Origin of the sequence: Lysinibacillus sp. GJ-1 (assembly GCF_021166035.1) — a bacterium.
GTDB lineage: Bacteria > Bacillota > Bacilli > Bacillales_A > Planococcaceae > Lysinibacillus > Lysinibacillus sphaericus.
Genome location: NZ_CP088912.1, coordinates 282,562 through 302,747 on the forward strand (window position 1 = coordinate 282,562; position 20,186 = coordinate 302,747).

Consider the following 20,186-nt stretch of genomic DNA (forward strand, 5'->3'; position numbering starts at 1 on the left):
AAAAAGTATTTAAAGCGTACATTTAATAAAAAACATTGAATTTATAAGCGCGTTACCTTAGCGAATAATAACGATTACCGCAAAAAAAGTGTTAGATTGATTGCGGTCAATCTAACACTCTTGCTCTTTTAACAAACAGTCTAAATATTTTACGTAAGAAGGGCTACTTGATCGTATGCGTTTAAGGCATTGACACCATGGGCTAAAGCAGAACCCGCCTTTAATGCAGTAGCAACCATAATAGACTCAGCAATTTCCTCTTTGGAAACGCCTAATTTTTTTGCTGCTTGGACATGGAGAGAAATGCAATAAGGGCAGCCTGTAGTATGGGCAACAGCAATAGCAATGAGTTCTTTTTCATATCCTGTTAATAGCCCGTCCTTCATTGTTTTTGTATCAAAGTCAATAAAAGCATTAAAGGCGCTAGAATGTAGAGTAGAAAATTCTTTAATTCGTAAAAAGTACTGTTCTTTATATAGTTCCTCATCCGTATTGCCATCATAGGCGTTTAAGGCATTGACCCCGTGGGCTAGAGCAGAACCCGCCTTGAGTGCGGTAGCAATCATAATAGCCTCACTAGCCTCTTCTTTTGAAGCATTTTTTTGTTTAGCCTGTGTAATATGCAATTCAATGCAATAGGGACAACCTGTCGTATGAGCCACAGCAATGGCGATTAACTCTTTTAATTTAGCTGATAATTTCCCTTCCTTTAAAGCGAGTGTATCGAATTTAACAAAGGCATGAAACGATTCAGGTGAAAGGTTAGCGAATTCACCTAAACGATTAAAATAATTTTTTTGATAAAGACTATTAGTTGACATGGAACCCTCTCCTCAACATTTGTATTTTTGTTATTCTAGCAAAAATTTCCGTCTTCCAAAGCAATTACTAAAATCTAGTGAAAAGTTGTGTGCTTATTTCTACTAAAGAATATTAAATGATCCTATAAATGTAAATTTATTTCGAAAAATTTGAAAATAGAACTAAAAATCAAAGGAAATATGTATTTTTTACGAAGACTAGAAAAATAGGGTTGGTTTTATTCGATTTAAAGATCGTCTTACTTACTGAGATATTCCTATAAATAATGGTCATAGCTTTTTCTTTTTTGGACAACCTAATTTAGAAATAATAGCATGAGGTGATGATCATGATAGTGGAGAGGTCGTCCGATTGGCAAGAAGGCTTTTTAAATAGGCTAAATAATGCTGAAAAATGGCATAGTTGGACTTTGTACAAAATGAACTATGAAATTGTGAAAATGAATTTAATTCCGGAATTTACTGGTTTACAAGCACCTAAATTTTTGCCCAAACTAACACCACTTGCCCATCAATTAGAAGCAGCGCAAACCGTTATTGAACGTATGAATGGGAAAGCGATATTAGCAGACGAGGTGGGACTTGGTAAAACGATTGAAGCAGGTCTTATTTTAAAGGAATATTTGATACGAGGGCTTGTAAAAAAGGCTTTAATTTTAGCACCAGCATCTCTGATTAACCAATGGATAGAAGAATTGAATCAAAAATTCCACATTCCCGCAATGGCGTATAAAAAAAATTGCCCAATTGAGCGTTACGATATTGTTATTATGAGCATGGATACCGCCAAAAAAAGCCCACATAAAGAACTTATTTATGCGCAAGATTATGACATGATTATTATTGACGAGGCGCATAAATTAAAAAATCATAAAACCCAAATATACGATTTCGTACAAGGATTAAAGAAGAAGTTTTGCTTATTACTAACGGCAACTCCTATTCAAAATGATGTTTTTGAACTTTATTATCTTATTTCGCTACTAAAACCAGGTCATCTTGGTAATTATGAAACGTTCCAGTCTGCATTTTCTGCAAGCAAGCACGATTTACAGCATGATGACTATTTAAAAGAATTAGTCAATCAAGTGATGGTAAGAAATCGAAGGGAGGATACAGGCATTGAGTGGACTAATAGACGTGTTCAAATTGTGCCAATTCACTTTAGCCCTGAAGAAATGGAAGTGTATCACCTGCTTGGTACGCTAACATCTACAGCCTCCTTTTCATTAATTACGTTGCAAAAGGAAATGTGCAGCAGTAAAGAGGCGACTGCACTTACATTATCTAAAATGCTTGAAAACAGTGCTGAACGTGAAGCGTTAGAAGAAATTCTAGCAAAAGTTATGGCGTTAGAAGTCAACTCGAAGGCCCAAAAAACGCTTGAGATTATTGAACAAGCGAAAGATAAAGTCATTATTTTTACAGAGTATCGTGCAACGCAAATTTACTTGCAGTGGTATTTACACTCACACGGTATTACGAGTGTTTTATTTAATGGTAAGTTCAATAAAAACAAGCGGGATTACATGAAACACGTATTTAAGGAAAAAGCGCAAGTGCTGATTGCAACTGAGGCAGGGGGAGAGGGGATTAACCTTCAATTTTGCCATCACGTAATTAATTACGATTTGCCTTGGAATCCAATGAAGCTGGAACAACGCATAGGTCGTGTGCATCGTCTAGGTCAAGAACATGACGTTCATATTTATAATCTTGCAGTAGAAGATACGATTGAAATAGATATTTTAGCATTGCTGCATACAAAAATTGATGTGTTTGAAAAGGTAGTTGGCGACCTAGATGCCATTTTAACGAATTTCAAAAAAACCGTCTAAACTTGCTTTGGTAGAAATGCATTGTTGCTAATGAAGTTTGAATGTCCAAGATGTACTTCATTTTCGGCGGGAATGAAAGCCTAAGTGAATGAAATTATTGTAAGGGGAGAGGGCATGTATCCACAACAAGTTCATAATTATTTACGACAATTTTTCTTAGAAAATGAATGTGATATGGTCTTTGAGGATGAGCATTATTTAACAGTACAATTAACGATTGCTATGGATAAAAGAATTATGAACCGCCCTTTTTACTGGCAATATGTAGAAGCAACCAATGGCGAACCTAACCCTGCACAAGTTACCTTTATTACAGAGCAAAATGCAATGTCAGGAAAGGTAATCGGGGAAGTTGTCCATTTTGGCTCACCCAGGCTCAATCAAATATTTCAAGCAACAAGAGAGCTTGGAGCCTTTGTTCAAATGTTTCAAAAAGTGGATGCAGAGATAGGGCAAGTATTGCTTACCCCATGGCTTGGCGTAAATTATAAAGTGTCGTATTGTTGCGATCGAACGAAAGAAATGCTGTACTCTTTTGGTATTAACTTACTGACAGGAACGATAAATAATAATTTCCATGAAGCAATAAATAGCATCGATTGGGACAGCACACAGTCTGAAAACGCATTTTATGTACAACATATTATTAAGCCAGAACGTGCACTTCAACGCTTGGATAAAGCAATCGATGCAATTATTCAACAGGATGACCATACATGGGCTGAACAAGCAAAAAAGAGATGGCAACGAGACCAGCGTGTTTTAGACTACTTTTATGAAGATGTAGAGGAAAAGCCGGAGTGTTATGAGGTTGAGAAAAAAGCATTAGAAGAACAATATGATGCAAAAATTAAAATTGAAATTGTGAATGGTGGATTATTTTATATGAGATAAAAACATGTAAGAGGCTGGGACTTAACTAAAAAAGTTTAAGGAACAGAGGAAAGGTATTGCTATATGGAGACCTTATCTATTCTTGCTTTTGCAATAAAAAAAATTAGAAGGGTTCACTAGTTGTTGGTAGCGAAGGGGTGACTCCTGCTCAGAACGCACACAGCGTAAGACGTTGGCATTTTTGCGCGTTAGCGAGGGTTGCGGCTTACTGTGCTGAGCGGAAAGCACCGCCGAAGCGGACAACAATGGCGCAGCAAAAAAGGTGTTAGATTGACTGCCATCAATCTAACACCTTTTCTCTTTTGTCCCAGCGGCTTAAGTTTTGCGTTATTCGTCGTTATCAATAATATGTTGCAACTGCGCCAATTTATTATTCCAAAACAAGTCAAAATATTGTAACCAGTCTTCAATCTCTTTTAACCGATCAGTGTGTAACGTGTAAATTTTTTCGCGCCCTTTCTTTTGGGCGGATACTAGCTCGGCTTGTTCTAAAACGTGCAGATGCTTGACGACAGCAGTTCTACTAATAGTAAAGTGGTCAGCAATTAGTGCAATGGGTTTATCGCTTGATGCTAATAGTTGTAGTACATGACGTCTTGTCGGGTCAGCAATTGCTTGAAAAACATCAACCTTGTTTGCAAGTTGCGTCATGCAGTTTCCACAGTCTCTTTTAATTTTTTGCCAACAAGCATCGACCAACCATTGTCCATATTTTGACGAACAGCGTCAGCAGGCATGTTTGCTTTTGGAATTAGATGAGATGCTTCTTTCCAGCCACCATGAGTTAATGTAAATACTGTTTGCTCTCCAGATTGTTTTAACTCAAATGTAACAAACCACCCATCAGTATCCCATGCAAAACGGACAAAATGTGGTGCATCTACTTTTTCAACTTTACAGGGCGATGGGCCAAAGGGTGATTGGAGTGTAAATGCATGCCCTTCTATTGGTTTAAAATCATTGGGCATAAACCAAGAACCTAGTTTTTTAGCATCTGTAACAGTGTCCCAAACCTTCTCGATTGGCGCGTTGAACGTAACAGTTTTCACAATATTTTGCAGTTGCTCTGACATCATATAGTCTCCTCTATTTTAAAAATATAACCATTAGGTGTTATGAATATATAACACCTAATGGTTATATGTCAATTAATTAGAATGTAACAGATTTTGAAGTCCGCCCCTTTTTCAAGCAGATTACGTATGATAGAATTATTTTTATAATTTTCAGACGAATTGGGGGAGTTAGCATGGAAAATATACCGATGTTTTTACTGATGTGTATTTTGTTAATTATTTTGCCTGGACCTGATACAGCTATTGCGACAAAAAATACATTAACAATCAATAAAAGAGGAGGCTTACAAACGATTATAGGCTCTTGCTGTGGATTATTTATTCATACATTAGCGGCAGTTATTGGTCTATCAGCGATAATTGTAAAATCAGCCTATCTATTTGCGATTTTAAAATACGTCGGAGCAGTGTATTTATGTTACTTAGGTGCCAAGACGTTATGGACGTTAAAAAAGATGCCCGTGCAGTCATCCGTTGTCGATGAAGAAACGCAAATTGACAACAAATATGCGCATCAATCTTGCTTTAAACAAGGCTTCTTAACCAATGTTACAAATCCAAAAGTAGCAGTCTTTTTTTTAACGTTCTTACCGCAATTTGTAGACGGTTCTAACAGTACATTTTTTCCATTTCTACTAATGGGGCTTATTTATACTGCTTTAACCGCTTTATGGTTTGTTTTCTATGTCTATTTATTAGATAAAATTAGTGCTTTTATGAAGAAGCCTATGACAAAGGCAGTAATCGAAGGCCTAACAGGAACCGTTTTAATTGGCTTCGGCATTAAATTAGCATTAGAAAAGGGTTAGGTGTCAGGCACTCAAACAATTTCAGGCACTCAAACAATTAAAACAGGCTGTAGACAATTCCGGATTTCGGAATGGATCTACAGCCTGAGACAACAAGGATATAAATATCGATAAATTTGAACACGAATAGCAATTTTAAGCTAGTTCAATCAGTTTAAAAGGTAATTATTTTTGTAGATTTGCAGCCCAAATATTTGTATCTGCAATAGTTGGATTTGCCATGTAATGGCCACCTTCGATTTGAAGTGTTTGACCAGTCATAAATTTCGATTCGTCAGATGCTAAATACACTACTGCGTAGCCGATATCATCCGCTTCACCATTGTATGGTAGGGCGTTGTATTTTGTGAAAATATCTAGTAAATCCTGTGGTAAGTTGTTTTTAGCTGCAGGTGTTAAAATTAACCCTGGTGCTATCGCATTACAACGGATTTTATCTTTACCGTATTGAGTGGCAATGTATTTAGTTAAGTGAACGACGCCAGCTTTTGTCGTACCATAAGCTGTACGTATTTGGTCACTTGCAAATGCGCCCATAGAAGCTGTGTTAATGATAGAACCACCACCAGCTTTTTGCATATGAGGAATAGCAAAGCGGCTACCTAGTAAAACTGATTTTAAGTTTACATTTACTAGACGATCCCACTCATCTAAATCGATATTTACAACATCTAAATCTTTTTGTAAGTTTGTTAAACCAACATTATTAAATAGAACGGTAATAGTACCGTATTGTGCAACCGTAAACTCTACTGCATCTTCAATAGATTGAGCATCGCCTGCATCTAAGAACACTGCGGATGCTTCATAACCTTCTTTTACTAAAGAAGCTGCAACTTCTTTTGCTCCTTCAATATTAAAATCAGCAATAACAACTTTTGCTCCTTCTTTCGCTAACAAAGTTGCTGCGGATAAACCGATGCCTGACGCGCCGCCAGTAACAAGCGCTACTTTATTTTCCACACGTTTCATACATAACTCCTCCTAGAATGAGTGATAAACAGAATATTGACAGATAAAAATAAATCATATTCAATATAACTTCATTTAAATAACAATAGATAGTTTAACACTAAACTAATGAGAAATGAAATAAAAAGTATAGCTCGTATTTAAAAATATTTGCTTATAACAAAGTACGTTAAAATTATTTTTGTGGCTGCTTAGTGTTCGTAAAAATAAGGTGCTTAAGCCGTTCCTCCATAACCTTTTTCTTTTCCTTTCGGCACTTTCTAATATGCAGCGTTTTCCGTATCAAATAGCTTCCTATGATTACGACACAAAACAGTATTAAAAAAATCAGCATCAAAAAAATTCCTTTTTATATAATTTGATAGAACATAGGTGTAGCTATAATGACGTTCCCTCTGTATAGAGAGAGGGGCTGCACGCAAATCATTTTCTGTACATGCTGCAATTGACAGCTACACGTCGCTGAAGACTATTTGTCTTTTTAACAGTAATAATGAACATCCTAACAGAAGCAATTAAGCCCATCCGAAAGCATAATTAAAACAACGGCAGATGAGAGTCCATTGATAGCTCATTATTAACGAAAATTCGATTGCTAATGACGAAAGATAATAACATTTTTAAGGCAATAATTTTGTGTGCGCCATCTTGTAAAATAACGATTTTTGTAAATTTTAAATTGGCTATGCGATTAGCCAAAGCATATTCATTACAATTTGTAATGGAACCTCCCATAGGATGACAACCTAATACAAAATTACCTGCATAAGAATCTTTTAAGACATTGGGATGCATGGATTGATAGTGTACTTCCAAAATACTGTCCCCATCGTTCATAAACCGATTAGCAATGAGGAAATTTTTGAGTGCCCCTTTTAAATCAATGGCAATCGCAGTATCTGCTAAAATTGCTCGGAAATAAACAGATACAATATTAGCATTTCCTATGTAAGGCTTAACTTCTACATTTATCTCTCCTGAAGGTAAAACAGATAGATGTACATTTGCTTCATGAATACCATCTGTTAACTTCATCATTGTTTTCCCGTAGTGCATACTTTTTATAAAAATACTATTATCGTCCATATAAGCCACTGCAATTTGATTATTTTCAACTTGTAGCCACTTCGCTTCAATTCCTAATACTTCTACACAATTTTGTAGTTCATATACGTGGTGCTGAAATGAGAAACCCATATAATCCAAATTAACGGTACGATTTTCAAGCAATTGCTTCAACATCTGTGCTATCTCCAATCTTTGATAAATTATGACAAATTTCTTATTTGATTATAGGAAATGAAACTCTCAAAAAACTCTCAACTAGTCTAATATATCGACATTATAAAAAATAAAATGGTTACTTAGGTCTTAAACTAAACCAAAAAACCCCACAAGAACGGTATTAACGCTCTTTGTGAGGTTCTAAAAAATTCAATAGTAACTAGAAGAAGTACAGTCCGATACTAATGATAATTCCTGTAAAGATCAGGATAAATAAACAGAATCCCATAATATCTTTTGCCTTTAAACCTGCAATTGCGAGTGCAGGGAGGGCCCAAAATGGCTGAATCATATTTGTCCAAGCATCTCCCCAAGCGATAGCCATAGCCGTTTTGGCATAATCCGCACCTAGAGTCGTTGCAGCATCTAACATAATGGGTGCTTGAACCGTCCATTGGCCACCGCCAGAAGGTACAAAAAAGTTGACAAGCCCCGCAGAGAAAAATGTGAATAAATAGAAAGTATGGTCGTTTGAAATGTTGACAAACCATTCAGAAAATACCGCCGCTAAGCCAGAAGCGGTCATCATCCCCATAATACCGGCGTAAAAAGGGAATTGGAATACTATACCTGTTGTTGTTTTAATTGCATCTTGTGCAGCGGCAAGAAAACGCTGCGGTGTACCATGAAAAATAATTCCCAGTACAATAAAAATCGTATTTACAACATTTAAATTTAAAACAAAGCCTTTTGTAATAAAATGCTGAATTAAATAAATAACACCGATAAGACCAATTAATATTGTTAGAATGTAGCTGCGCTCTGAACGGCTTGCAAAATGATTTTCAGCTTTTGGCAGCTCTATTTTTTCCTCAATTAATAAAGAAGGTTCAATTTCTACGACATCCTCTTCCTTTGGCATCATCCAACGGTTAAATAATGGCAATGTCAGAACAATGACAATGACAATAAATAAGTTGTATGTAGAGAAAAGTGTAACGTCTGTTGGGATTACACCCATAATATTTGCAAAAGGATGCCCCTCCGTTGCAATTGATAATGGAACGGAACCTGCTAAACCTCCGTGCCAAATAACAAATCCTGAATAAGCACTGGCAATTAATAAACGATAGTCCACTTTTTTAACATGACGTGCAATTTCTTTTGCAAAAAGTGCCCCTATGACTAGTCCGAATCCCCAGTTAATCCAGCAAGCAATTAATGAAATAAATGTCACAATTATAATTGCCATGCTTGGCGTTTTAATTTTACTAGCGACTGCTGACAAGCCTTTTTTAAAGACAGGGCTATTCGCTAAAATATGTCCAGCAGCTAAAACAATGACCATTTGCATAGTAAAGGATAATAACTCCCAAAAGCCGTCTCCCCAGTAAGTAACCATATCTAATGGAGAGGAATCTGTTAGTGTGACCCCTAATAATAACACTAGTACTGTGAGTATAGTGACAAATATGTATGGGTCAGGCAAATACTTTTCCATAATAGCATTCGATAGTTTTGTTAACGTTTTCAATCTAGTAAACCCCCTTTTATTTCTACCATCCCTTATTCCTAATATTACATAGGGTGGCTTGTAAATAAAGATAAAAATGGTATGAAAGACAGTAAATGAAACGTAAAATAGAAATAAAGAATTGGAACAGCTCTCCTGAAATTAGCTATTTAAATATTATCGAACATATAAGAAAACCTTATCATTCTTGAATTTATTCCCGTTACGTTTTGCAAGAAGGATTAAAAGATAAGGAGTAGAATTTATTACTAATAAACACTTTTAGAATTTTTTTATAACAAATAAGAATAAATAAGGGGTCATTAAATGGAATTACGTGATTTAAAGGCATTTATGGATGTGGTGGAATACGGAAGTTTTACAAAAGCAGCAAGTGAGTCCTTTGTATCCCAGCCCTCATTAAGTAAGAGCATAAAAAAATTAGAGGATAATCTTCACGTCGAGTTATTGAATCGGTCCACACGACATGTAGAGTTAACGGATGCAGGACATATTGTATATAAGCAAGGACAAAAAATTATGCGCTCAGTCCATGATTTGCATATATTGCTAGATGACTTGTTAAATATTAAAACAGGAACTATAAAATTAGGTATTCCACCACTGATAGGCACGTTGTTTTTCCCAGAAATTGCTCGTAAGTTTCATCAGCAATATCCAAATGTTCATTTAGAGCTAGTGGAACGTGGAGCGAAGTTAATAGGCACTTTAGTGGAAAATGGTGAAGTGGATATGGGGATTGTCGTTTTACCTACCGACGAGCGAAAATTTGTTGTGCAATCTTTTGTGGAAGATCAGTTTTTTGTCTATATAAATGAACAGCATCCTTTAGCGCAGCAGGATACTATTTTATTACAAGATTTAAAAAATGAATCGTTTATTATTTTTACAGAGGAATTTACGTTGCATGATTATGTGATTAAATCCTGTAAAAGTGCTGGATTTACGCCGATTATCGGATACAAAAGCTCACAATGGGATTTAATCGTGGAGTTAGTGTCTTCAAATTTGGGTGTAACGCTGTTGCCTTATTCTATTGCGGCAAAGCAAACGAATCAAAATGTAAAAATTATACCGTTACAGAACTATCATATGCCGTGGCGCCTTGGCGTTATTACGAAAAAAAATACATATCAATCTTATGCTTTAAAGCAATTATTAAAGACAATACGATCGGAAGAAACATAGTAACAATGCAGTTATTCGATTTTAGAATAAATAACATTCCAATTAATTCCTTTACTTATAAAACAAGAATGATGTAGAATTTTTCTTAATAAACGAGCAATTTTAGGGGGTTTCGATATGGAGAACGGGAAAGTGTGGCATTCGTTTGAGGAAGCCGTTGCAGATATTAAGGAAGGTGCTACGTTAGCAGTTGGGGGATTTGGTTTATGTGGTATTCCAGAAAAGGCAATTGCAGCATTACAACAAAAGGGAACAAAAGACTTAACCGTTGTAAGCAATAATTGCGGAGTGGATAATTGGGGATTAGGATTATTACTAGCTAATAAACAAATAAAAAAAATCATTGCTTCCTATGTTGGCGAAAATAAAATTTTCGAACAGCAGTTTTTAAACGGCGAGTTAGAAGTAGAGCTTGCGCCACAAGGAACGTTAGCTGAGCGGCTACGAGCTGGTGGAGCGGGTATTCCAGGATTTTATACAGCGACAGGGGTTGGCACGCCTATTGCAGAGGGCAAGGAAGTAAAGGTTTTCGATGGCAAAGAATATATTTTAGAACAAGGGATTGTTGCAGATTTTGCGCTTGTCAAAGCATGGAAAGCAGACAAGCTAGGCAACTTAATTTATAGAAAAACATCACGTAATTTTAATCCGTTAGCAGCAATGGCTGGCAAAATTACAATTGCAGAAGTAGAAGAAATTGTGGAAGTGGGCGAACTAGATCCAGATCATATCCACACACCAGGTGTCTTTGTGCAACGTGTCTTACTCGGTGACAAATATGAAAAACGTATTGAGCGTTTGACAGTGAAAAAGGAGGAAGCATGATGGTGGATACAAGACATAGAATAGTGAATAGAGCAGTGCAAGAAATTGAAAATGGTATGAATGTCAATTTAGGTATTGGTATCCCAACACTTATTGCCAATGCTATTCCTGCTGACTACGAGGTATTATTACAATCTGAAAATGGCTTCTTGGCATTGTACTTATCCAGAGGAGAGTATGGTAGACCCTGACCTCATTAATGCAGGGAAGGAAACGGTGACAGCCGTGCCAGGCGCATCCTTTTTTGATAGCGCTGATTCCTTTGCCATGATACGTGGGGGGCATATTGATCTTGCAATTTTAGGTGGTATGGAAGTTTCGGAAACTGGGGATCTAGCGAATTGGATGATTCCAGGAAAAATGATTAAAGGCATGGGCGGTGCTATGGACCTTGTTGTCGGCGCGAAAAGAGTTATCGTGGTGATGGAGCATGTCAATAAAAATGGAGAATCAAAAATTAAAAAGCAGTGTGAGCTACCGTTAACAGGCAAAGGTGTCGTGCACAGATTAATAACGGACTTGGCTGTATTCGATTTTACAGATGCAGGCATGCAACTCATCGAATTAGCAGAGGGTGTGACATTGGAAGAGGTAAAAGCGAAAACGGCTGCTTCATTTAATGTTGCTTTATCCCATTAATTAATAAGAGACCAGTTTACCTTGTGAAGGTAAGCTGGTTATTTGAATTTTAAGGAGAGTGAAGAATTGCTTTGCCTACAGCAGGTTACAAACGAAATAATGAAACAATATTGCAGTTCGGATCGAGGAGCAATGCCATTTATTGTTGCCATTGACGGATTAGGTGGGGCAGGAAAAACGACCTTTGTCAAAGAGTTAGTGAGCATGCTAGAAAATGCATGTACGATTCATGTGTTACATATTGACGATTACATTGTAGAAAGCGAAAAACGCTATAATACGGGTTATGAAGAATGGTACGAATATTATTACTTACAATGGGATATAGCGTACATAAAATATTGCTTTTCCAAAATACATAAAGATTATCAGGAGCTAACGCTTCCTTTTTATAATCGGGAAACGAATACTATCATAAATATGCAAAGCGTATTTCCACCAAATAGTATTTTATTAATAGAAGGAGTCTTTCTCCAGCGCCATGAGTGGGAACAATTTTATGATTATACGGTTTTTTTAGAATGCTCTTTAGAGATTAGGAAAGAAAGAGTACTAAAGCGTGATTCGTATATAGGCGATGAATTAGCGATATTGAAGAAGTATAAACAGAGATATTGGATGGCAGAACAATATTACTTAGAAAAGGAATCACCATTACAAAAAGCAAATATAATCTGGCAATCGGCTAAAATCTCAGACTATTGACCGTTCTACTCTCAAGTTTTTCCAGTATATAATGGTCCTGAAAGGGGAGATGGCAATGAAAGATTGGACAAAGGAAGTTGTACAAGTTCGTGTTGCAAGACCTACAAATCAATTAGCAACAATAGAAAGATTTTATTGTGAAGGGGTAGGATTAGAAAAAATAGGTTCTTTTTCAGGCTATCAAGGCTACGATGGCATTATGATTGTACTGCCAAATGCTAATTATCATTTGGAGTTTACCGAGCATATTGAGGGGAGTCCGTGTCCAGCACCGACAAAAGATAATCTTCTAGTGTTGTATATGCCAAATATTGAAACAATCCAACGAATTGCGCAACGTTTGGCGCAGATGGGGTATCCAGAAGTAGAGCCTGAAAATCTTTATTGGGCTGAAAAAGGTGTAACAATTGAAGATCCGGATGGCTGGCGTATTGTATTAATGAATACAATGGGCATATAAATGAATGTTTTGATTGTCTAGAGGTCAGAAGCGGTTGAGAGGCCAATGAAGCGACGCAATCATTACATAGATTGACGCATAAAAATAGACGCAGGCATACTGCACGCAAGCGAGTACGGGCATAGAAGTACTCTTTGGAGCAATTGCCATAGCGAAAAACAATAACAGAGCAAAAAAGTGTAAGATTGATGGCAGTCAATCTTACACTTTTTCCATTTTGCACTCGCTTCTGAATGCTTAATCTCCTAATGCTTGGTTTTCCCTATATTCAGTAGCAATGGATTCTATATTTAATCGAGAATAGTCGGCCCAATTGACAGTTCTAAAATCTTTTTCATTAAAATAAATGCTTAATACTTCGGTCATTTCTTCATTGCTATTAGCACCTGTTAATGGGGCATACCAAATAATCGAAGGTGTTTTCACGCTTTTTAGTTTCGACATCTCTGCAAATATTTTCCCTGAATCTTTTAGCATTTGGTTTTTTGAACCTTCTCTGACATCTGTATCCTGAATCGAAATAGTAACAATACCTTTCGTTTCTTCTACAGTAAATTTATTTTTAACGGTTGCGCCCACAATATCTTTAACAGATGTCTCTTGATTCACTGCTGCTTCCTTCGGTTCTGCATTCTTTCCACAGGCTGATAACAATAGCGTGAATAGTACTAACATGTAAAGTAGTTTTTTCATGTTCATTCCTCCCTTGTTACTCCATATATGTTCAAATTGCGTATGAATTATACAAAGGAACAGGGAGTTAAAGTATTTTTTCTAACGAATGAAAGAAAAGCATCTTCTGTGCATTGCTGACTATCGGAAAGTGAGAGGCATGCGTAACGTATTTTATCCATTTTTTGTAAATAAAACAATAAATAAAACAATAAATAATAAACACATCGCTACGCCCATATACAAACATTTGTAATAAGCTTTAGTGTCCGTTCCTTTGTAATCAAAACCACGATTTAATATGACGAGTCCAAAAAGGATCATGATTAAATTTAAATACAGTGGATTGAATCCAGCAGGAACGACAAGAGCAAACATGAAAATGATTAGTAGGACATGTATGTACTTTCTTATAGGATGGATAAATGTAATCTTCTTAAAAAATTTCATCATATCACTCCTTCAAGAAATTTACTGTTTATGAAGTTGCAAATGCTGCTACTAAATAGTTTAATGAGAAATCCTTTATTCTAAAGTAGAAATACTAGTTAAATAAAATAATATCAACTGAAAACAAAAGAATGTTCGTTTCTAGTTGATATTATTCCACAAGGCTATTTATTTGCTTACTACATCTAGGCACCAAGAGAAATTATCCCATGCTGAATACCAACCGTTGAAAATTTCAGATGAATCGTCCCAACGAACTTCAAATTTTCTATGACCTTCGATATCTAGTAAATATAAAGCTAAAGTATCATCTGCTTTAGAGACGGCAATTTTCATCCCATGTTGAAGTTCTTCTTCGGTGAATGGTACATCTGAAACCGAACGAAGCTGTGCTTGTTCAAATACTTGTTTGTTAATAATTCTGTAATTCATAATAAACCTCCAATAAAACTTTCTTGAAATTAACTTTCTATTTTACGTGCCAATAACAGGACTATAAAAGTATATCCTATATTGTTTCAGTAATGAAAACAAAAAAATTATTAGCCAAGCTCTTTTTGTCTAAATTGTTGCTATAGCTGGCTAAAGTTTCAGTGATTTAACGTAGAAAATCAAATCAATTTGTTCTTAAAACAATGTTACTAGGAGCAAAGAAAAAAGTCCAGAGACTCAAAAAATCGAACAGCCCCGGACTTATTTGAAATTAAATTGAGATAATGTTGAGATAAAATGGGGAAATAAGTAATTACTTATTTGGGTAAGTACCCTTTAAAGTGTAGTCAGCTAACACATGCCCTTCGATAGCATGATAGAGTTCATTCAGTAAAAATCCATTTTCTAAATCGACGGTCGTATCTAATGCATAGACATGAATCTCGTAAGTATGAGGTTTATCGGGCGGAGCCATCCCCCCGTAAAAGCTAGAGAGTTCTGTACTTTGGCTACCTCCTTGAGGACTTATCCAACTATTTACGCCTTGGACAAAATCAGTCGCTGTTTGACTTTCGTTTTCTTTCAGTTCATCTTTTTGAATATTAGCTGCTGTCCAATGAATCCAAGAGAACCCTTGGCTAATAGGGAAAGCGTCTTTATCTTCTAAAACTAACGCATATGACACAGTTTCTTTTGGTGCATTTTCAAACTTTAATGGTAATGAATAAGTCGGCATGCCATGCTCGTTAAAGGAATTTCCTAGTTGTCCATATTGATCTTGAATAACGCCATCTACTATACCAGTACTTGTTACGACAAATGATTTTTCTTTTGTGGATTCAGTAATATTTTTATTTAGATTACTGCATCCAGCTAGTATACCTATAGCTAACAGTGAAAGGATGGATAGGAATAGTATAAATTTTTTCTTCATGGTTATTACCTCCATATGTTGTTGTTGAGGTCATGATAACATGGAGAAAAAACTATCGTAAATTACCCACTTTTTTGTAAGGGTACTCTATTTAACGACTACCTATTATTTGTTTCTCCTCGAGATATTGAATACCTAATCGCTGCATAATTTCTAATGATTTTAATACTTCTTTTCCTTTTGTACTTAAGCTATATTCCACTCGTAGTGGATATGTGGAAAGGTATTCCTCTTTATCGACTAATTGAAAATCCATTAGTTCTTTTAATTGTTCTAACAGCATTTTTTCAGTGATTCCTTTAATATCCCGTCTTAGTTTAGATGGAGATGTGGGTCCAAGCCGTAATCGCCAAATAATAATACATTTCCATTTTCCTTTGATCATATCTTGTACTAATTCTAACGGACAAGTGTATTCTTCTCTTAATTTGATGATAATCTCCTCCTACTCTATTTTTAGTTTTTTATAACACAAACGTAAAAAACGGACAACTGTAAGCAATTATTGAACGAACGGTTATCTAAATAAAATGCTATGTGAGCAATATTGCATAAATTAATATATGTAAATAAATGGTATAATAAAGGCGGTGTTATAATTAACAAAACATTTTGTTCTTGAAAAGAAGGGGTGACTTATGTTGAACAAAATAGGATTGGGATTGTATATAACCGGTATAATCATTTACCTTATTTATTAGGGTATTCAACAAATGAAATATTAAAATACCCTTTGTATTTAGGGTGGATTGTCAGCATTTTATTTTTGCCTAAAGTAAGTAGAAAAGAGGGTAGAGAATCACATAATAGAGTCTTAAATAAGAATTATTAAATATATGAAAAAACCAATTTTTGGTGTAAAATTACACTAAATATTGATTTCCTTATTTGTTCAATATAGTGAGGTTTATATAAATGAAAAAATTTATTATTTGCATAATGTCTTTATTTCCAGTTCCATTTTTCTTTTATTTTTATGAATATCATTTTTATCTTAATAGTGAGGACGCGGATTTCTTATTTCCTATATTTATAGTGTGCATAGTCGTTATAGGTCTATTAACGAGAAAAATGAATTTACCTTTGTTTTTTAGTTTAAATATTATGATGCTCGTTATTTCATTAGTATTGGGTCATTTTTTTATATTGGATGATGGCAGTTGGTTTAAACCTTTTGGCAAAAACGGTGCTATGATATTTGTCTCAAGTATCTATATTCTAGGTCAGTTATTTATAAGATTGCTTAGTAAGCAAGGTCCTACTAATGTAGCGTAGTTTTTTAATAGAGTGTTAACCAAGGAAAAACAAGGAGGTGCTGGATTTGGAAGGGTATGAAGATTATCTCCCTTTAAATATATACGATGTTGATAAGGTTGAAAAACTAAAAAAATTAGATAGAAATGTATTAGAACCTTTACTGCCAGACCTCCTCGAATATACGCAAGATATGAACTGGTATATTGCTTCTGGCGTGGTGGAGATACTATTAACTTTCCCTAAGGAAATTGTCTCTCATGTGCAAGCGATATTATCTTCAAATGATGATAACTGGAAGTGGTTTATTTTGCATTTTTTGGTTATTAAATTACCTGTAGAGTCGCAAGTTCAGTTTAAACAGTATTTAATAAGAGTTGCCCAAACCCCTACGCAAAATGAAATCGCAGAAGAACTTGATGAAATTGCCAAAGAAATTGTAGACATGCTCTAAATTTGGAGTGCTTCTTTGTGAAATTCAGCATTAATCAAATTGACAACATTCAAAAAGACTTATATTATTATGTAGACCGTTCGTTATAATTTTAAGGGAGGTACAGCCTATGTCTAGCAAAAAATCATCTCGCGAAAAAATTTTGGAAGCTGCAACAGAGCTTTTTCATTTGAAAGGATACCATGCTACTGGCTTGAGTCAAATTATTCAAGAGAGTAGGGCCCCTAAAGGCTCTTTATATTATCATTTTCCTAATGGTAAGGAACAATTAGCTGTTGAAGCGATTAACTTATCGGCAACAAGAATTGCAGCAGAAATAGAGCAAAATTTAGCAGCTTATGATGATCCAGCTAAGGCATTTCAATTCCATATAGAAAATATTTCGGGAATTTTTCATGACATCGATCCAATATCTAAATTGAAAAATGTTCCAATGGGATTACTCGCAATGGAAACAGCATTTGTAAATGAGAATTTACGTCAGGCTTGTGAAGAAACCTTTGAAATTTGGGGAAATCTTTACTTTGAGAAATTAAAAGTTAGTGGATATAGTGAGGAGCGTGCTTTCTTAATTAGCAGAACAATAAGTGCATTAATTGAAGGCGGCATTACATTATGTGTAACAAAAAAATCGAGTGAACCTTTAATTCAAATTAACAAAATGATCCCTTTATTGCTTTCAAAGTAAAAAGGGTCTTTCTTTTGTTAATATTATATAGACCGGTCTAATTAATCGTGGAGAAAGAAAGGATGTATTTTATGGCTTCATCAATGCAAGTTGTGCCAGTACATAAACCTAAAAGCATGGCTTTTGTACTTATGTTTGCGGCTTTTATAGGACTGTTTGGTGAGACAGCTTTAAATATGGCACTGACCAATATTATGGCTGATTTTGCAGTGTCAGCTGCAACTGCACAGTGGCTGACTACTGGCTATTTATTAACAATTGGTATTTTAGTACCTGTTTCATCTCTTCTTATTCAATGGTTTTCAACAAAACAGTTAGTTGTGGGTTCATTAATTTTTTCGATTTTGGGGACGATTTTAGCAGCTTTAGCGCCAAACTTTCCGATTTTATTAATAGGTCGTATTATTCAAGCATTTGGAACAGGTATTATTCTACCTTTGATGATGAATGTCATTTTGTTAATTTTTCCAATTCATAAACGAGGAGCGGTTATGGGCTTGATGGGTCTTGTTATTACAACAGCACCAGCGATTGGACCGACACTGGCAGGTTTAATTGTAGACTCGTTGAATTGGTCTTATATTTTTTGGATTAGCCTTGTGTTTTACGCAGCACTAGTGATAGCTGGGTTAAAGCAAATCGATAACGTATCTACGATTACAAAACCAGCGATTGATGTTTTCTCCATTATTTTATCAACACTTGGGTTTGGAGGCTTCATTTACAGTTTAAGTACCGTTTCAGAAAAATCATTTGCTTCAGCCACGGTATATCTACCTTTTATTGTGGGATTAGTGGCAATTATCCTATTTGCTATTCGCCAATTTAAAATGAAGCAGCCTATGATTAATTTGCGGACGTTCAAATATCCGATGTTTACGTTAGGAACATTGCTATTGTTTAGCGGTATGCTGTTAATTTTATCTACCGCTATTTTGCTACCAATGTACTTAAAAGGTTCATTGCTATTCAGTGCTACAGTAGCAGGTCTTATTCTTCTACCGGGTAGTGCAATGAATGCTGTTTTATCACCAGTAGTAGGGAAACTTTTTGATCAGTTTGGAGCTAAAAAATTTTTGCCATTGGGCTTTCTGTTAACGTTCAGTGCAAGTTTACTATTTATTTTTACGATTTCCGCACATACACCTGTTTGGCAAATTATTTTGGCAAATACAATCTTCTTTATAGGAATATCAATGATTATTATGCCGGCACAAACAAACGGATTAAATCAGTTGCCACGTGAATTATACGCTGATGGTGCCGCAGTCATGAGCACATTACAACAAATTGCAGGGGGAATAGGAACTGCTTTAGCCATTACATTAATGGTTAGTGGACAAAACAAGCATATGGAACAGTTCCAAAATGCCTCGTTATTAGAGTTAATTGCAGAAGGAACAAAATATGCTTTCTTCTTTATAGCAGCTATTGCTCTTACTGGATTAGTATTATCGTGTTTTGTTAATGGAAAGCGTGTAGAAAAAATTTAAGTATTGATGAATTAAATATGTCGTAATTCGCCTGTTTGATGTAACGTAAAAATCCATGTAGACTTTTGTGGGACAAGGGCAGCTATCAGGGGATAGCGCCTTTGTGGCCATAGAAAGAAAAGAATTTAATCTCAGTTACAACGTTCTAATTTTCAAAGTTATATATTGTATCTTTTTACTTAAGTAATGTAAGAGTTGTGGCGATAGCATTGTCAATAAAAGAACGTTGAGGGCGAGATTTCATCATAACCGTTATACCAATTAATGAGACAATAAGTGCTTGTGCTAAAGATTTTGCGTTTGTGTTGGCTTCTAGCTCCCCAGTTTGTATTCCTCGTTCAATCGTCTCCTGAAAGATGACAGTTAAATACATTTGATGTTCTCGGGTTAAGATTTCAAAACGCTCATCATGTGGCGCTAGTTCAACCATTGTATTAATACAAAAACAACCTTTACTAAGCTCTTCTGCGTATTCGTCATTAATGATATCAGTAAAAAAAATAGTAAATGCCTCTTTTACAGAGGAGTGGCTCTGAAGAGTAGTCCGAATATCGGATGCCCTAGTCATTGTATATTTGCGAAGTGCTGCTTCAAATAATTCTTTCTTATCACCAAAAGTTGAATAAATACTAGGACGTTGAATCCCCATTCTAGAAGTAAGATCACTTAATGAGGTAGCCTCATATCCTTTCTCCCAAAATAACTGCATAGCTGCTTCTAAAACTTGATCCTCATCAAATTCACGGGTTCTTGCCATTAAAAATACTCCTCTTCAAATTTTGATTATTTATGATTTAAATACTGCAATGATAATTCTTTTTCAA

General features: G+C 35.4%; 22 protein-coding genes and 1 pseudogene. 11 read left to right on the forward strand and 12 right to left on the reverse strand.

Features of this window, described 5'->3' with window-relative positions:
• Positions 1 to 149: 149 nt before the first annotated feature.
• The gene (locus tag LO754_RS01330; protein WP_024360875.1) at positions 150 to 821 is read right to left on the reverse strand and encodes a carboxymuconolactone decarboxylase family protein; all 672 of its coding nucleotides are present in this window, start codon (positions 819 to 821) and stop codon (positions 150 to 152) included.
• Positions 822 to 1,144: 323 nt separating this feature from the next.
• Here LO754_RS01330 and LO754_RS01335 point away from each other — a divergent pair, with 323 nt between their 5' ends.
• Positions 1,145 to 2,659, forward strand: coding sequence for a DEAD/DEAH box helicase (locus tag LO754_RS01335; RefSeq protein WP_029747050.1), 1,515 nt, complete (start codon positions 1,145 to 1,147; stop codon positions 2,657 to 2,659).
• 114 nt (positions 2,660 to 2,773) lie between these two features.
• Positions 2,774 to 3,553, forward strand: coding sequence for a YqhG family protein (locus tag LO754_RS01340; protein WP_108030696.1), 780 nt, complete (start codon positions 2,774 to 2,776; stop codon positions 3,551 to 3,553).
• A 327-nt stretch (positions 3,554 to 3,880) separates the two neighbouring features.
• On the opposite strand, the gene LO754_RS01345 is transcribed toward LO754_RS01340, so the two are convergent.
• The gene (locus LO754_RS01345; RefSeq protein WP_024360878.1) at positions 3,881 to 4,204 is read right to left on the reverse strand and encodes an ArsR/SmtB family transcription factor; all 324 of its coding nucleotides are present in this window, start codon (positions 4,202 to 4,204) and stop codon (positions 3,881 to 3,883) included.
• Positions 4,201 to 4,626 (reverse strand): SRPBCC family protein, encoded by a 426-nt coding sequence (locus LO754_RS01350; protein ID WP_024360879.1) that lies wholly within the window; start codon positions 4,624 to 4,626, stop codon positions 4,201 to 4,203. The genes LO754_RS01345 and LO754_RS01350 overlap by 4 nt, the downstream gene beginning before the upstream one ends.
• A 176-nt stretch (positions 4,627 to 4,802) precedes the next feature.
• Between LO754_RS01350 and LO754_RS01355 the strand changes: the two genes are divergently transcribed.
• Positions 4,803 to 5,438, forward strand: coding sequence for a LysE family translocator (locus LO754_RS01355; protein ID WP_024360880.1), 636 nt, complete (start codon positions 4,803 to 4,805; stop codon positions 5,436 to 5,438).
• A gap of 165 nt (positions 5,439 to 5,603) precedes the next feature.
• Here the strand turns inward: LO754_RS01355 and LO754_RS01360 are convergent, their stop codons facing one another.
• The 3 genes from LO754_RS01360 to LO754_RS01370 all read right to left on the reverse strand — a co-directional run bounded on the left by LO754_RS01360 (position 5,604) and on the right by LO754_RS01370 (position 9,168).
• Entirely contained in the window at positions 5,604 to 6,410 is an 807-nt protein-coding gene (locus LO754_RS01360) for an SDR family NAD(P)-dependent oxidoreductase (RefSeq protein WP_024360881.1), read from the reverse strand.
• A gap of 537 nt (positions 6,411 to 6,947) precedes the next feature.
• Positions 6,948 to 7,652: a hypothetical protein gene (locus LO754_RS01365; RefSeq protein ID WP_024360882.1), complete on the reverse strand. Its 705-nt coding sequence runs from the start codon at positions 7,650 to 7,652 to the stop codon at positions 6,948 to 6,950.
• 202 nt (positions 7,653 to 7,854) lie between these two features.
• Positions 7,855 to 9,168, reverse strand: a complete 1,314-nt coding sequence (locus LO754_RS01370; RefSeq protein ID WP_024360883.1) for a short-chain fatty acid transporter — start codon at positions 9,166 to 9,168, stop codon at positions 7,855 to 7,857.
• Between the two features lie 306 nt (positions 9,169 to 9,474).
• Here LO754_RS01370 and LO754_RS01375 point away from each other — a divergent pair, with 306 nt between their 5' ends.
• From LO754_RS01375 to LO754_RS01395, 5 genes and pseudogenes are all read left to right on the forward strand, one after another.
• Complete coding sequence (locus LO754_RS01375; protein ID WP_025218418.1) at positions 9,475 to 10,356, forward strand: LysR family transcriptional regulator; 882 nt, start codon at positions 9,475 to 9,477, stop codon at positions 10,354 to 10,356.
• A gap of 117 nt (positions 10,357 to 10,473) precedes the next feature.
• Positions 10,474 to 11,181 (forward strand): CoA transferase subunit A, encoded by a 708-nt coding sequence (locus LO754_RS01380; protein WP_024360885.1) that lies wholly within the window; start codon positions 10,474 to 10,476, stop codon positions 11,179 to 11,181.
• A pseudogene (locus LO754_RS01385) lies at positions 11,181 to 11,820 on the forward strand (3-oxoacid CoA-transferase subunit B). Before LO754_RS01380 ends, LO754_RS01385 begins: the two are co-directional and overlap by 1 nt.
• Before the next feature lie 99 nt (positions 11,821 to 11,919).
• A complete protein-coding gene (locus LO754_RS01390) occupies positions 11,920 to 12,525 on the forward strand; it encodes a kinase (protein WP_231785436.1) in 606 nt (201 codons plus the stop codon).
• A 55-nt stretch (positions 12,526 to 12,580) separates the two neighbouring features.
• Positions 12,581 to 12,985: a VOC family protein gene (locus LO754_RS01395; RefSeq protein WP_231785437.1), complete on the forward strand. Its 405-nt coding sequence runs from the start codon at positions 12,581 to 12,583 to the stop codon at positions 12,983 to 12,985.
• A gap of 237 nt (positions 12,986 to 13,222) precedes the next feature.
• Here the strand turns inward: LO754_RS01395 and LO754_RS01400 are convergent, their stop codons facing one another.
• From LO754_RS01400 to LO754_RS01420, 5 genes are all read right to left on the reverse strand, one after another.
• On the reverse strand, positions 13,223 to 13,678 hold the full coding sequence (locus LO754_RS01400) for a hypothetical protein (RefSeq protein ID WP_024360889.1): 456 nt from the start codon (positions 13,676 to 13,678) through the stop codon (positions 13,223 to 13,225).
• Positions 13,679 to 13,831: 153 nt separating this feature from the next.
• Positions 13,832 to 14,110 (reverse strand): hypothetical protein, encoded by a 279-nt coding sequence (locus LO754_RS01405; protein ID WP_231785438.1) that lies wholly within the window; start codon positions 14,108 to 14,110, stop codon positions 13,832 to 13,834.
• A 165-nt stretch (positions 14,111 to 14,275) separates the two neighbouring features.
• Positions 14,276 to 14,539, reverse strand: a complete 264-nt coding sequence (locus LO754_RS01410) for a hypothetical protein (RefSeq protein WP_024360891.1) — start codon at positions 14,537 to 14,539, stop codon at positions 14,276 to 14,278.
• A gap of 313 nt (positions 14,540 to 14,852) precedes the next feature.
• Positions 14,853 to 15,473, reverse strand: a complete 621-nt coding sequence (locus LO754_RS01415) for a YbhB/YbcL family Raf kinase inhibitor-like protein (protein ID WP_231785439.1) — start codon at positions 15,471 to 15,473, stop codon at positions 14,853 to 14,855.
• Positions 15,474 to 15,564: 91 nt separating this feature from the next.
• Positions 15,565 to 15,858 carry a winged helix-turn-helix transcriptional regulator gene (locus tag LO754_RS01420; RefSeq protein WP_227665397.1) on the reverse strand — a complete coding sequence of 98 codons (294 nt, stop codon included), beginning with the start codon at positions 15,856 to 15,858 and terminating at the stop codon, positions 15,565 to 15,567.
• Positions 15,859 to 16,785: 927 nt separating this feature from the next.
• Here LO754_RS01420 and LO754_RS01425 point away from each other — a divergent pair.
• The 3 genes from LO754_RS01425 to LO754_RS01435 all read left to right on the forward strand — a co-directional run bounded on the left by LO754_RS01425 (position 16,786) and on the right by LO754_RS01435 (position 19,362).
• The gene (locus LO754_RS01425; RefSeq protein WP_231785440.1) at positions 16,786 to 17,181 is read left to right on the forward strand and encodes a DUF5071 domain-containing protein; all 396 of its coding nucleotides are present in this window, start codon (positions 16,786 to 16,788) and stop codon (positions 17,179 to 17,181) included.
• Between the two features lie 109 nt (positions 17,182 to 17,290).
• The gene (locus tag LO754_RS01430) at positions 17,291 to 17,869 is read left to right on the forward strand and encodes a TetR/AcrR family transcriptional regulator (RefSeq protein ID WP_231785441.1); all 579 of its coding nucleotides are present in this window, start codon (positions 17,291 to 17,293) and stop codon (positions 17,867 to 17,869) included.
• A 62-nt stretch (positions 17,870 to 17,931) separates the two neighbouring features.
• On the forward strand, positions 17,932 to 19,362 hold the full coding sequence (locus LO754_RS01435) for an MDR family MFS transporter (protein WP_488209310.1): 1,431 nt from the start codon (positions 17,932 to 17,934) through the stop codon (positions 19,360 to 19,362).
• A gap of 175 nt (positions 19,363 to 19,537) precedes the next feature.
• Here the strand turns inward: LO754_RS01435 and LO754_RS01440 are convergent, their stop codons facing one another.
• Complete coding sequence (locus LO754_RS01440; RefSeq protein ID WP_231785443.1) at positions 19,538 to 20,119, reverse strand: TetR/AcrR family transcriptional regulator; 582 nt, start codon at positions 20,117 to 20,119, stop codon at positions 19,538 to 19,540.
• Between the last annotated feature and the right edge of the window lie 67 nt (positions 20,120 to 20,186).